Annotated in this window: 14 protein-coding genes; all 14 read left to right on the top strand. The window is 46.3% G+C overall.

What is annotated here, in order from left to right; genetic code table 11:
• The first annotated feature begins 70 nt into the window (after nt 1-70).
• The 14 genes from EPV75_RS07775 (at nt 71) to fliF (ending at nt 14,165) form a co-directional block, all read left to right on the top strand.
• Nucleotides 71-889: a flagellin N-terminal helical domain-containing protein gene (locus EPV75_RS07775; RefSeq protein WP_128385002.1), complete on the top strand. Its 819-nt coding sequence runs from the start codon at nt 71-73 to the stop codon at nt 887-889.
• A 52-nt stretch (nt 890-941) separates the two neighbouring features.
• The gene (locus tag EPV75_RS07770) at nt 942-1,406 is read left to right on the top strand and encodes a flagellar protein FlaG (protein WP_128385001.1); all 465 of its coding nucleotides are present in this window, start codon (nt 942-944) and stop codon (nt 1,404-1,406) included.
• A 322-nt stretch (nt 1,407-1,728) separates the two neighbouring features.
• Nucleotides 1,729-2,541, top strand: coding sequence for a flagellin N-terminal helical domain-containing protein (locus EPV75_RS07765; RefSeq protein WP_318779041.1), 813 nt, complete (start codon nt 1,729-1,731; stop codon nt 2,539-2,541).
• Nucleotides 2,542-2,683: 142 nt separating this feature from the next.
• Nucleotides 2,684-2,947, top strand: a complete 264-nt coding sequence (locus tag EPV75_RS07760; protein ID WP_128384999.1) for a hypothetical protein — start codon at nt 2,684-2,686, stop codon at nt 2,945-2,947.
• A gap of 168 nt (nt 2,948-3,115) precedes the next feature.
• Nucleotides 3,116-3,928 (top strand): flagellin N-terminal helical domain-containing protein, encoded by an 813-nt coding sequence (locus EPV75_RS07755; protein ID WP_318779040.1) that lies wholly within the window; start codon nt 3,116-3,118, stop codon nt 3,926-3,928.
• 349 nt (nt 3,929-4,277) lie between these two features.
• Complete coding sequence (locus EPV75_RS07750) at nt 4,278-5,096, top strand: flagellin N-terminal helical domain-containing protein (RefSeq protein WP_128384997.1); 819 nt, start codon at nt 4,278-4,280, stop codon at nt 5,094-5,096.
• Between the two features lie 222 nt (nt 5,097-5,318).
• Nucleotides 5,319-7,328 (top strand): flagellar filament capping protein FliD, encoded by a 2,010-nt coding sequence (fliD, locus tag EPV75_RS07745; protein ID WP_128384996.1) that lies wholly within the window; start codon nt 5,319-5,321, stop codon nt 7,326-7,328.
• 41 nt (nt 7,329-7,369) lie between these two features.
• Nucleotides 7,370-7,813, top strand: coding sequence for a flagellar export chaperone FliS (gene fliS, locus EPV75_RS07740; RefSeq protein ID WP_225972286.1), 444 nt, complete (start codon nt 7,370-7,372; stop codon nt 7,811-7,813).
• Between the two features lie 5 nt (nt 7,814-7,818).
• Nucleotides 7,819-8,100, top strand: a complete 282-nt coding sequence (locus EPV75_RS07735) for a flagellar protein FliT (RefSeq protein ID WP_029938324.1) — start codon at nt 7,819-7,821, stop codon at nt 8,098-8,100.
• Between the two features lie 111 nt (nt 8,101-8,211).
• The gene (locus EPV75_RS07730) at nt 8,212-9,318 is read left to right on the top strand and encodes a sigma-54 interaction domain-containing protein (protein WP_128384995.1); all 1,107 of its coding nucleotides are present in this window, start codon (nt 8,212-8,214) and stop codon (nt 9,316-9,318) included.
• Between the two features lie 13 nt (nt 9,319-9,331).
• A complete protein-coding gene (locus tag EPV75_RS07725) occupies nt 9,332-10,516 on the top strand; it encodes a sensor histidine kinase (RefSeq protein ID WP_127119595.1) in 1,185 nt (394 codons plus the stop codon).
• A complete protein-coding gene (locus tag EPV75_RS07720) occupies nt 10,513-11,892 on the top strand; it encodes a sigma-54-dependent transcriptional regulator (protein WP_128384994.1) in 1,380 nt (459 codons plus the stop codon). The genes EPV75_RS07725 and EPV75_RS07720 overlap by 4 nt, the downstream gene beginning before the upstream one ends.
• Nucleotides 11,893-12,116: 224 nt before the next feature.
• A complete protein-coding gene (gene fliE / locus EPV75_RS07715; protein WP_029938320.1) occupies nt 12,117-12,449 on the top strand; it encodes a flagellar hook-basal body complex protein FliE in 333 nt (110 codons plus the stop codon).
• 30 nt (nt 12,450-12,479) lie between these two features.
• Nucleotides 12,480-14,165 carry a flagellar basal-body MS-ring/collar protein FliF gene (fliF, locus tag EPV75_RS07710; protein WP_128384993.1) on the top strand — a complete coding sequence of 562 codons (1,686 nt, stop codon included), beginning with the start codon at nt 12,480-12,482 and terminating at the stop codon, nt 14,163-14,165.

Here is a 14,165-nt window from a genome sequence, read left to right as displayed (position 1 = left end):
TTAGACGATTGATTGAATAGTAAAAAACATAATAACAATCGCGTATTTTTTTTAAAAAGGAGATAAGATCATGGCAATGGTAATCAATACAAATATTGCTTCCGAAAACGCAGTACGCCTATTGGACGGTTCTAACCGTGAAATGGCAACTTCAATGGAACGTTTGACTTCTGGTCTACGTATTAACAAAACAGCAGATGATGCTGCAGGTAAAGCCGTTGTTTCTTCCATGACCGCTCAGGTTCGTGGTACGGACATGGCGATTCGTAATGCCAATGACGGTATTTCATTGGTACAGACCGTTGATGGTGCGGCGGAAGAAACCGTTAACATGTTGTACCGTATTCGTGAGCTAGCGGTTCAGTCGGCTAACGAAACTTACAACTCTGCACAACGTTCGCAAATGAACATAGAAGTGTCTCAGTTGAGACAAGAAATTAACCGTATCGCTTCCACCACAAAATTTAACGGTGTGCAGTTGATGGCAAGTGCCAATATCATCTCCATCCACGCGGGTTGGGAAACGGCCGGTGCCAATACGTTGAAAGTGTCTTTGAAAGCGATGGGCGCGGCGGATTTGGGTGTGACTGGTACCATCGACACGCAAGCGAACGCTTTGACAGTCATGTCTCAGGTGGACGCGGCGTTGGAATCGGTTGCAAAAACCCGTGCTGGTTTCGGTGCGATGCAAAACCGTATGGAATACACCATTTCCAACTTGCAGAACGTAAACGAAAACATCATGGCAGCTCGTAGCCGTATCGAAGATGCGGATTATGCTTCTGAAAGTGCTAACTTGGCGAGAACACAAGTTCTTCAACAAGCTGGTATGAGCATGCTGTCTCAAGCAAACCAGTCTCAGCAAAATGTATTGGCATTACTGAGTTAATTTAGTATAAATTAGATACTAAAGCTGAGCTTGAAAGGAGGGGGGTATTATTATGAATACTCTTGGTGATGAGTTACTGGAGACCAAAGTGTACGTGCCTGCCACGGCATCAACGTCAAAAGTAGCGAATGAATCAACAACAGTGGGTTCCACGCCTCCTTTAGACAAGCAGAAGGCTTCTTCCAGCATAGATGCTCTGAACAAGAAGCCTTCGATTGATGCTCCTCAAAATTCGAGCAGCGTTACAGTTTCCGAAGCGGAAACGGATCGTATGATGGAAAACATTAATGCCATGTTGGACAATTTGGACAACTATATGATGTTTGAAAAAGACGATGTAACGGGGAGAAACATCTATTCTTTAATAGATAAAGACTCTAAAGAGGTCATTAAGCAATTTCCTTCGGATGAGTTTTTAAGCGTCTCCCGACGTCTGGTCGAGTATTTAGAAGCAGAGCTTTCTAAAGAGGTAAGCAGTGACGATAAAATTGGGAATATTGTCAGTAATATTGTTTGATTTTATGGTTATCTGAAAGCGAGTGTTGGGTTTACCTGGCACTCGCTTTTTTTATTTTCTGGCCTTCCTTGATCGACGTTTCAAAAGTTTTTCTGCCCTCCTTTTATAGCCATTTTTTTATTGAGCTTTAGATTTTTAAAAACAATTTAACCTATTGAAAATAAAGTATTTTTAAGTTTTTTAAGTAAAAAGTTATCAAGTTTTCTAGCGGTGTCCCGATAACGTAATTGAAAGGCGAGAGGTTTCATGACTTAGACCAAAATGGAATAGGGGTGAAGCCTTAAAATTAGCTTCTTTACACTTGGGAGTAAATATTATGGCTATGGTAATTAATACAAATATCGCTTCTGAAAATGCGGTCCGTTTGTTGGATCAAAGCAGTCGCGAAATGACAACCTCAATGGAACGTTTGACTTCTGGTTTGCGTATCAATAAAACCGCGGATGACGCGGCTGGTAAAGCGGTTGTGACACAAATGACGTCTCAGGTCCGTGGTACGGATATGGCGATTCGTAATGCGAATGACGGGATTGGTCTGGTACAGACTGTTGATGGTGCCGCTGAGGAAACTGTAAACATGTTGTACCGTATTCGTGAGCTAGCGGTTCAGTCGGCTAACGAAACTTACAACTCTGCACAACGTTCACAAATGAACATCGAAGTGTCTCAATTGAGACAGGAGATCAACCGTATCGCTTCTACCACAAAATTTAATGGTGTGAAGTTGATGGCGAGTCAAAACATTATTTCCATCCACGCGGGTTGGGAAACAGGTGTGGCCAACACATTGAAAGTGTCTCTGAAAGCAATGGATGCGGCAACTTTGGGTGTAACAGGTACCATCGATACACAAGCGAACGCTTTGACAGTCATGTCTCAGGTGGACGCGGCGTTGGAATCGGTTGCAAAAACCCGTGCTGGTTTCGGTGCGATGCAAAACCGTATGGAATACACCATTTCCAACTTGCAGAACGTAAACGAAAACATCATGGCAGCTCGTAGCCGTATTGAAGATGCGGATTATGCTTCTGAAAGTGCTAACTTGGCGAGAACTCAGGTTCTACAACAAGCTGGGCAAAGCATGCTTTCTCAAGCGAATCAGTCAACTCAAAACGTGCTTGGATTACTTCAGTAATCTAAATAATGCCGGGGAGAGCTTTCTCCCTGGCTTTTTCTTCATTATGTTTTGATTTGTGGAGTGTTGTTCGAACACCACCACTCTATAAATCAAAATTTAATGTCCTGGTTTGATACAGGTTGCAAAGGAGTGGTTTCTCATGTCACAGGTAATTGAAAAACGTTTACTGAACTCGTACGGAACCGTTTATGCCAAAGCGGTGAAAAATGAGCTGGTTTTATCTAAGCGTTTTTTATGTGGTGAAAGAGGGACTGATGAGGTATCGAAGCAGGCTGAGCAGGATTTACAAGCCATGCGGTGTTTAGCATCGCGTTTTAGACTACAGGCGGCTTTAAATGGGGTGGAGTTGTTGGGATTGCAAGCCAATCCGAAACGACAAAGCCTTTTAGGGTTGTTACGGTAAGGTGTCGTGCCGAAATTAAGTTCATGTTTTATTTAAAAAATGAATAGTAATAAACGTTGTTTTTAAGCAACGAAACAGTTAAAGGGTTTCCCTTGTGTGTTAACGGCATCGTCATTTTGGCATGCCGTTTTTTTTATTTCATAACTTGCCGGGAAAACGATTATGGGCATGTTTATCAATACAAATATAGCGTCGGTGAATGCCGTTCGGTTGTTGGATCAGTCGAGTCGGGAAATGGCGGTTTCGATGGAGCGTTTGACCTCCGGGTTGCGCATCAATCGAACAGCGGATGATGCGGCCGGTAAAGCCGTTGTGACGGCGATGACCGCGCAAATTCGCGGTACGGACATGGCAATTCGTAACGTCAATGATGGTATTTCATTGGTGCAAACCGTTGATGGTGCGGCGGAAGAAACTGTCAATATGCTGTACCGTATTCGTGAGCTGGCGGTTCAGTCGGCGAACGAAACCTACAATTCTGCGCAACGTTCACAAATGAACATAGAAGTGTCTCAGTTAAGACGAGAAATCAACCGTATTGCGTCGACCACGAAGTTTAATGGTGTGAAGTTGATGGCGAGCACGAACATTATTTCGATTCATGCCGGTTGGGAAACGGCCGCTGCCAATACCTTGAAAGTGTCTTTAAAAGCGATGAATGCGAGCGCTTTAGGGGTGGTGGGAACCATTCAAACCCAAGCCTCTGCTTTAGGTGTGATGTCGCAAGTGGATGCGGCGTTGAAATCGGTGGCGAAAACCCGAGCGGGATTTGGTGCGATGCAAAATCGTATGGAATACACCATTTCCAATTTACAGAATGTGAATGAGAATATTATGGCCGCACGTAGCCGTATCATGGATGCGGATTATGCTGCGGAAAGTGCGAACCTGGCAAGAACACAGGTTTTGCAACAAGCGGGAATGTCCATGTTGTCTCAGGCGAATCAAATGACGTCTAACGTCTTGTCTTTGCTTCGATAGGCATCGACTTTAAGATTCGGAAACGCTGGTTACATTTCGGCTTTTCGGGTAAAATTAAGTGTGCTGGATTATCGTAGTGATAATTTACAGTTCCCTTGTGTGTTAACGGCGGTCCGAGGTTTCGGATTCGCCGTTTTTTTTTGTGTTTTTTAAGTGATATGAAAAATGACCAGGCCTGGTGAAAAGCGGTTTATTGGTTGTTTTTAATGTTTTTTTCGTTTTAAACGTTAAAAATTTCTAAAGGAATTTGAAAGCGTCCCGATAAAGAAATTGAAGGCAGCAAAGAATGCCTCAAACATAAAAATAAAGATATTAAAAACACACACAAGTACACACAGGGAGAACTGTCATGGCACTAGTCATCAATACAAATATTGCGTCTGAAAATGCGGTCCGTTTGTTGGATCAAAGCAGTCGCGAAATGTCGACTTCAATGGAACGTTTGACTTCTGGTCTGCGTATCAATAAAACAGCGGATGACGCCGCCGGTAAAGCGGTTGTCACGCAAATGACTTCACAAATTCGCGGAACCGACATGGCTTTGCGTAACACCAATGACGGGATTGGTTTGGTACAAACCGTTGATGGTGCGGCGGAAGAAACCGTTAACATGTTGTACCGTATTCGTGAGCTGGCGGTTCAGTCGGCGAACGAAACCTACAACTCGGTTCAACGTTCACAAATGAACATCGAAGTGTCTCAGCTAAGACGTGAGATTAACCGTATCGCTTCGACCACAAAATTTAACGGTGTTAAATTGATGGCGAGTGCAACGATTATTTCGATTCACGCCGGTTGGGAAACAGGCATCGCGAACACGCTGAAAGTGTCTTTGAAACGCTTGACCGCTTCAGCTTTGGGCGTGACCGGAACCATTCAAACTCAAGCGTCTGCTTTGGGAATGATGTCACAAGTTGACGCGGCTCTGGAATCCATTGCGAAAGCTCGAGCCGGTTTCGGTGCAATGCAAAACCGTATGGAATACACCATTTCCAACTTGCAGAATGTGAACGAGAATATTATGGCGGCCCGTAGTCGTATCGAAGATGCAGATTATGCCGCTGAGAGTGCAAATCTTGCCAGAACGCAAGTGTTACAACAAGCCGGGCAAAGCATGCTTTCTCAAGCAAATCAGTCCACTCAGAATGTTCTGGGGCTCCTTCAGTAAGCCTTCAGCACTAATCTCTTTAATCTAAACACTTTGTTGGCCTGAAATTTGTTATGGTCAACAAAGTGTTTTTAGATATGTTCCTTTTGCCAATCGAAACCTTTTTTTCATAAAATGCTAAAGTTACGTTTTTGGTGGCCGATTTATTAAACATAGGTATCTAAAAATATAACAATACAGTTAATATAAGTTTGTATTAGCTTTTCAGGCTGGAGAAAAATCATGGCAAACGATATCGGTGTCAGTATTCTGAATTCGATGGGTGCGAATACTTTTGATGTGAGCACGATTTCCAAAACCTTGGCGGAAGCGGATGTCTCGGCTCGCCGTTCCATCATCGAAAACAATGAAACCAAATACAACAGTAAATTAACGGGGTACGATACCCTGGGAATGGCTTTTGACGGCTTCATGTCGCAAATCAGCACCTTGATGGATATCTCCAATTTCCAGCAAAAAACCGTTGTGTCCTCCGATCCGTCTGTGTTGGATGCGACCGTGACGGGCAGCCCGAATAATGGTTCCTATCAGATAGAAGTTCAGTCTCTTGCCACCTCGCATACTCTGGCGTCTCAAGCCGAATTCGCGTCGACCAACAGTGTCGTCGGTGAAGGTACCTTGACGTTCAATGTGGGCGGTGCGGTTTCAAACATTACCATTGATGCGACCAATAATACCCTGTCCGGCATCCAGCAAGCCGTGAATGACGCCGGTATTGGCGTCAATGCAACGGTTGTCAATGTCGGAACCGGTTATAAACTTATGTTTTCATCCGCGCAATCCGGCGCCGGTAATACGATTGATGTGTCGATTACCGGTGATACAGATGGAAATAATGCCGATGCGGCGGGGCTTTCCCGCTTGGCAACCGCGAATATGGATGAAACGGTAGCCGCTCAGGATGCCACGGTTGTGGTAAATGGTTTGACCATTACCAATTCTGGCAACACGATTGATGGTGTTATTGAAGGCGTGTCCCTGAATTTGAAATCTTCGGATATTGGTAGTACAAAAACGCTTGAAATTCAAAATGATACGGCGGACCTGTCTCAGGCGGTTCAAGATTTTGTCGATTTATATAATGCTTTGGATGAGATTTTTACGAACTTAGGTTCCTCTGAGACGGATGAAGAAGACGAAACCATGGGTTCTTTGAGTGGGGATTCCGCTCTCAGAGAAGTTAAGTATCGTATTCGTGAAGCCATGATTGAATCGATCCCTGGTTTGACCGGTTCCGTTCAGTCATTGGCCGATATCGGTATTCGATCTGAGTTGGATGGCACACTTTCTTTGGATACCGGTATGTTGAATTCTGCGATTGCGAATAATCCGGAAGCGGTTGGTAAGTTGTTTGCCGCCAGTGCGACGGCTACCGACAATCAAGTGACGTACATGGGGTCAACTGACCAGACGATTGAAGGGTCTTACGCTCTCAATATTAATACGGTCGCATCTCAAGCTCAAGTTGCCGGTGCATCAATTGGCGCTGGTGGTGACATTACTATTGATGGCACCAATAATGTATTGAAAGTGGCGGTTGACGGCAATCAAACACTGGATTTGCAATTAACCCAAGGCACTTATACCCGTGATGATTTAGCAAAAGAAATTTCACGCGTCATTAATAACGATAGCACCGTTGCCGGAGCCGGAAGCAAAGTGGCTGTGGAATATGATGATGCCACTCAAACCTATACGATGACGTCGAATAAATACGGCTCGGCATCCTCTTTGGAGTTGATGTCGGGTAGCTTTTTGACATCTGGTGTCTCTGGTCTGGGCGTAACGGCGCAAACAACCGGTACGGATGTGCAAGGCTATCTTGAAAATGAAGATGGCACAATTTATACCTTTGTGGGTCAAGGACAGGATGTCACCATTAATTCAATTTTGGACGGATCGCCAAGAGGTTTGGAGTTCAAGGTGGATGGCACGGCAACCGGGGCACGAGGCACGATTGAGTTCAACCGTGGTTATGCCGATCGTCTGGGCATGTTGTTTGACAATATGATGGATGAAGAAACCGGTATTATCGGTAACCGGATGTCTAACTTCCAGGATCGTTTAGATGATATTGAAGAAGAAAAGGCAAAAGTGGATGAGCGTTATGAAGCCCTAGAACTGAAATATCGCATCCAGTTCGGTTCACTTCAGACATTATTGTCGGAGATGGAAAGCACTCGTCAATCGTTGGCGGCAATGTTAACAAACAACAATAATAACGATAACTGATCAATTTAGTATCGGAACAACACAAGGAAAGGCGACGTCTAATGATGAATTCAATGATGAAACAAAAATTCTTGGACCAATACCAACAAACATCCGTGCAAACCGGGTTGGAAAATGCCACACCGCATAAACTGGTATCCATGTTGTATGATGGCATTTTAGACAACCTGGCGTTGACAAAAGGGGCTATGCAACGCAAAGATTATGAGCAAAAAGCCAATAAGCTGAATAAAGCCGTCTTGATCATTGGTTCTTTGCGCAGTAACCTGGATATGGAGCATGGTGGTGATGTTGCGACCAACTACGAAGCTCTGTATTCCTATATGAACCGTCGTTTGCTACAGGCCAGTTCACAAAATGATGAGACTCTTATCGACGAAGTGGCTAATTTGGTTCGCGAGTTGAAAGATGCTTGGAGCCAGATGCCCGATAATTTTAAGATGGCGACTCAATCGCAACTTGAGTCGGTCAAAAACATTAAGTGATTCATATGACGAATGATTTATTGAATTGTCTGCACGAGTCCAAAATGCTGTTACGGTGTGCTGAAGACGGCGATTGGGATGCTTTTATTGAGCGTCATCCTGTGTGGACGGTTCAAGTCAATCAACTGCTTGAAAACCCTTCTCCGGACATGGAAGCTTCATTGGCTGAGTTGTTGGAAGACGTCGATAAAATCCGTGCTTTGATTCAGCGCAGAATGGTTGAAATTGAAGCCGCGGTATCTTCCGGGCGTCAACAGCAAAAAGCCGTCAAACAATACTTGCGATAAGCCGAATCACCTGTAAAAGCGCTTTTTCCACAAAAAGAATGCCAAAATTTTGACATCCTAGGTAAAAACTTATATAAAGGCACCTAGATGACCAAATAAAATGGCGGCTAGATGAAAGAAGAACTTTTATCCTCCTTGGTTGGTAATGGACCAGCCATGCAACAAGTCAAGAAACTAATCCAACAGGTTGCCCAGACCGATGCAACCGTCCTCATTCTCGGAGAATCGGGCACCGGGAAAGAAGTCGTCGCCCAAAGCCTTCACTCCGTTTCAAGTCGTTCCAATCAAGCCTTTATTCCAATCAATTGTGGTGCTATTCCGGGCGAGCTGCTGGAGTCTGAATTATTCGGGCATGAAAAAGGGGCTTTTACCGGCGCGATCACCGCTCGTAAAGGCCGTTTTGAAATGGCGGAACGGGGGACGATTTTTCTGGATGAAATTGGCGACATGCCATTGCCGATGCAGGTCAAATTGCTGCGAGTGCTGCAGGAACGGATTTACGAGCGTGTTGGCGGTAATAAAAGCTTTGAATGTGATGTCCGCGTTATTGCCGCCACGCACCGCAATTTGGAAGACAATATTTCCGACGGAACCTTTCGCGAAGACTTGTTCTATCGGTTGAATGTTTTTCCGATTGAGATGCCGTCCTTAAGAGAACGCCCGGAAGACATTCCCGATTTGTTCGATTTCATGTTCGATAAAATCCAATCCTCCGGTCGAGCGATTCCCAAGCTGTCTGAAAAAGCCATGATTGCCTTGCAACAATATGCCTGGCCGGGCAATGTCCGTGAACTCGGCAATCTGGCTGAACGTTTATCCATTCTGTTTCCTGACTTGGTTGTTGAATATGGCGATTTACCGGTGAAGTATCAAGTTGAGCTACCGGAAGATGCCAGTTTGATTCGTGTCGACGCCTCTCAATTGGCCCAGCAGTCGGTGGAAACGACACCTCAAAGTGAACCTCCTTCGTCAACCGATATCGTGATGGAAGCTGAAACCCTTGATGCCGCAGGTCAAGCGGACGAATTTATGGCCTCAAACCCGACGCCGAACCTTGAAGAAGGCCTGGACTTGAAGTCGTATTTGGTGGAAATGGAAGTACAGCTGATTCAGAAGGCTTTGGTCCAGACCGACGGGAATGTTTCCCAAGCGGCCAAGTTGCTGCAAACCAACCGAACGACGTTGGTTGAAAAAATTCGTAAATTCAATTTGAACTGATAAAGGGCCGATTGTGGATGAAGCCAGAGCAGACGCGGTTGAACAAAAACGTTTAGCCGAGTTGGAAGAAGCGTTTGAGCTGTTCAATCAGACGTCGTCTCAATTGACGCTGGCTTACGAGTCCTTGCAGCATGAGGTTGAAGACCTTCAACACAAGCTTGATGAGAGCAACCGCGAAAAACACCGGGTGGGTGAACGGCTTGAACAGCTGTTGAATTTGCTGCCGGCCGGGGTGATTGTACTGGACGAACATGATCGTATTGTCGAAATGAATCCGGCGGCAGAAACGATTTTGGGCATTGACGCCATTGGTCGTAACTGGGAAGTGGTGGTTCGCAATGTATTTTTAATCGCCAATGATGCCGGTGAGCTGATTACCCACAACCAAAATTATTATCAGTTGTCGGAATCGCCGTTGAGTTTGTCGCAAAATCACGGCGAACACTTGAATGGCAAGATTTTGCTGATTCAGGATGTGACGGCGGCGCGAGATTTGCAGCAACATATGAGTCGTCACCAACGTTTGAGCTCAATGGGTGAAATGGCGGCTTCATTGGCGCATCAAGTGCGTACGCCTTTAGCCTCGGCGCTTTTATATGTGTCGCAAATGTCATCCCCTCAATTGGCGGAAGACAAGCGCGATAAGTTTGTGGCCAAAACGCTGACCAGTTTGCGACACCTGGAAGCGTTGGTGAAAGACATGCTACAGTACGCCAAGGGTGGCAAAGCCAAGGATCAAAAGGTCCAGGTTGGGGCCTTGCTGGATGGTTTGAAGCATTCCGTGGAACCAAAAGTTCAGCAATCACACAGTTTGATTCGATTTGATGAAAAGACACCAGGCCTGGTGGTTTTGGGCGATCAGGATGCGCTGTTGACCGCGCTGGAAAACCTGGTGAGTAATGCCATTGATATCGTCTCGGAGCATGCGGAAATTGATGTTTCGGTCGAGTTGGACGGAAAACGCAATCAAGTCGATATTACGGTAGCGGACAATGGTCCGGGCTTGAGCGAAGAAATGAATGAAAAAATTTTTGAACCCTTTTTCACTAGCCGGGCACAAGGCACAGGACTGGGGTTGGCCGTGGTACGAGCTGTGGCCGAAGCACATGGTGGCGAAGCCTGGGTCAAATCGATTAAAGGGCGCGGAGCCGTCTTCGGGTTGAGACTGCCGTTATTAGAGAATGGAGAGGATGCATGACTCTAGCGAAAATACTTGTGGTGGAAGATGACCTGAAATTACAGGAAGCTTTGGTTGATACGCTTGAGTTGAATGATTTTGAAGTCGTGGCTGTCAGTTCTGCGGAAGAAGCGCTGGTCGCGCTGGATGATGAAATCGCTATGGTGTTCAGCGACATTCGCATGGACGGTAGCATGGACGGCTATGATTTAATGAAGCGTATTCGCGCGATTAAGCCTTATCTGCCGATTGTGTTGATGACGGCGTATGGCACGGTCGAACAGGCCGTGGACGCCATGAAGTCCGGTGCAGTCGACTACATTCTCAAACCGTTTGAAGCCGATATTCTGGTGGAAAAGGCCCGGGCGTATTTTTATCGGGATGCGTCGGCAGAAGAAGATTTTGTGGTCGCGGATTCGACGACGATTCAACTGAAAGCCATGGCCAAAAAAGTCGCGGAAAGTGATGCTTCGGTGTTGATTACCGGTGAAAGCGGAACCGGTAAAGAAGTTTTGGCCCGTTTTATCCATAATCACTCCAATCGCAGCAAACAACCGTTTGTCGCCATTAACTGTGCGGCGATTCCGGAAAACATGCTGGAAGCCACCTTGTTCGGTTATGAAAAGGGCGCGTTTACAGGGGCTTTGAAATCCATGCCGGGAAAATTCGAATTGGCGCAGGGCGGCACTATTTTTCTGGATGAAATCGGAGAAATGAAGCCGGATTTGCAAGCAAAATTGTTGCGTGTGTTGCAGGAACGTGAAGTGGAGCGTATTGGTAGCTCGAAAATGATTAAACTCGATGTTCGAATATTGAGTGCTTCCAATATCGATATGAAACAAGCCATTGCCAATGGCGATTTCCGGGAAGACCTGTTTTATCGTTTGAACGTATTTCCAATGCGAATCCCGCCTTTGCGCAATCGCCCGAAAGACATCGCCGCCATTGCAGAGCGCCTCTTGCAACGCCATTGCGGTGGCAGTCGGGTGGAACCGATGTTGTCGGCTCCGGCGCTCAAAGCCTTGATCGAGTTCCGCTGGCCGGGCAATATTCGTGAGTTGGACAATGTGATTCAACGTGCTTTGGTGATGATGTCAGGGGAAACGATTCAGAAGCAAGATATCTTCTTTGATGAGACCTTTGAAACCGATGCGCAAACCGTGTCGGAAGTCACGACGAATGGCGTTGGAGAATCTTCGGAGGCCGTCGTCTCGAATGGCTTTGACGCTCAAGCCAATACGACGGACTTGAAGGAGCGCGAAGTCCAAATTATTTTGGAAACGTTGAAGGCTAATAATGGTCACCGTCAGAAAACCGCGGAAGCCTTGAATATCAGTCCTCGTACCTTGCGTTATAAATTGGCTCGGTTCAAAGAACAAGGCTTGGATGTTTTATAGCCTGCCCAAACATGTTACATTGGCGGGGCAGGCTGGAAGCTTGCCTGTCTAGGACCGGGGCACGGTATCGGGTGGAAACCACTGAAAATCCGGCCTTCATCGCGGTGTTATTTATTTGACACATTTTTGGCATATCAATTGCTCATTGTGTCATAATTGAATCATGAAAATATCGGTTGGATTTTCTTCGAAAGTCCGCGATTTAATGGAGTTTTAACGAAATCATGACTAATTCGGTAGACACTCAGAGTTTAATGTTGCAAATGCGTTCCCTGGCGGCGGAAGCCGCGTCTCAGTCGCAACCGGTCAAACAACCGGAAAAAGGTGCCGAGACGGCGGGGAATTTTGCCGAGTTACTGTCGCAATCCGTCAATTCGGTTGCGGAAGAACAAAATAAATCATCCGCGATGAAAACCGCTTTCGAGAAAGGGGAAGACGTGGATTTGACCGAAGTAATGGTTCAAGCGCAGAAGGCAAGTTTATCTTTTCAAGCAATGACACAGGTTCGAAACAAACTGGTTGAAGCTTACAAAGATATTAAAAACATGCCGATTTAAGCCTATTTGTAACAAGAGACTATTTTTTCGATGGCTGAACAACCTACTCTTGATCCCAGTTTAAGTTCGCAAAAGGCGTCGGAAGGTTCTCCTCTCCTTAAAAATCTCACTTCGCTATCCGTTGCGAAGCAAGTCAGCTTAGTCATCGCTCTGGCCGCCAGTGTTGCTCTGGCGGTCGGCATTATTCTCTGGTCGCAATCGACTAATTACACGCTTCTGTTTGGCAGTATGGATGCCAAGGACATGAGCGAAGTCATCCAAACACTGGATCAGGAAAACGTTCCCTACAAGATTGAAGAAGGTTCCGGCGCGATTTTGGTGCCGAATGAAATGGTGCATTCACTCCGCCTGAAACTGGCGGCACAAGGCTATCCGAAACAGGCGCCGACGGGTTATCAGCTACTGGACATTGACCAAGGCTTTGGGATTTCGCAATTCAAGGAAACCGCGCAATATCAACGGGCGTTGGAAGGCGAATTGGCGAAATCGGTGTCGACCATCAATTCGGTGAAATCGGCTCGCGTGCTGTTAGGCATGCCGAAACGTTCGGTGTTTGTCCGCAAGCAGCAGGAACCCACCGCATCGGTCACGGTCAAACTCTATCCGGGGCGTTCCTTAAGTGAAGAACAAGTCAATGCCATTGTTTATCTGGTGTCGTCCAGTATTCCGAATATGAAACCGAAAGGGGTAACGGTTGTCGACCAGCAAGGCAATTTGCTGACCAGTGACTCGCATTCCGGCATTATGAACGTCAGCCTCAAGCAGCTGGGCTATACTCGTCAGGTCGAAGATACCTTGTCTCGACGTATTGTACGCTTACTGACGCCGGTCGCCGGTGGCGATCATAAAGTGCGTGCTCAAGTCACGGCCGAACTGGACTTTACCCAGCAAGAACAAACCCGTGAGAATTATGAACCGGATCCGGAAGCAATTCGTTCCGAACAGGAAATCAAGGAAATCAATCGAAACGAAGGGCCAATGGGAATTCCCGGCGCTTTGACAAATCAGCCGCCACGTGCGGGGATTGCGCCGGAAGAAGGCTATGATCCGGAAAGAGACCCGAACCTGAAAAACTCCAAAGAAAAAACCACCAAAAACTATGAGTTGGACCGTACCGTCAGCCACATTAAAAATTCGGTTGGCACCATCCGACGTTTGTCGGTGGCGGTTGTATTGGATGACAAACTGACCTTGGATGAAAACGGTGATACTCAGCGTACCCCCTTGACCGAAGACGAACTGGCGCGTTACCGTCAGTTGGTCAGTGATGCGGTTGGTTTGGATGAAGCGCGTGGCGATACTTTGAGTATTGTGAATGCCTCTTTTGTACAGGAAAAACAGGAGGATTTCGCGGCACCGGAGATCTGGGAAGAACCTTGGTTCTGGACGCTGGTCAAGCAAATTTTGGCAGGTCTGGCGGTTTTGATCATTATCTTTGGCGTGATTCGACCAATGCTGAAAGACTTGTCGAAACGTGAAGAAATGACCGTGGACTATCCAGAGGATGTGCCGGAAGAAGAGGAAGAGCTTGAAAACGCCGACGAGATTTCTCGTGCCCTTGAGCAGATGAATGAAGAAGTCGAGCAGAAAGCCGAAGAGGATGACGAAACCTCTGAAAAAGACAAAGAGATGCTGGAAAAAGTCAAAGCCATTGTGTCTGCCGATCCGAAACTGGCCGCGCATATCATCAAGCAATGGATGACGAAGGAAAAGTAG

Origin of the sequence: Hydrogenovibrio thermophilus (genome assembly GCF_004028275.1) — a bacterium.
Lineage (GTDB): Bacteria > Pseudomonadota > Gammaproteobacteria > Thiomicrospirales > Thiomicrospiraceae > Hydrogenovibrio > Hydrogenovibrio thermophilus.
This window is presented reverse-complemented; position numbering and strand designations above follow the sequence as displayed.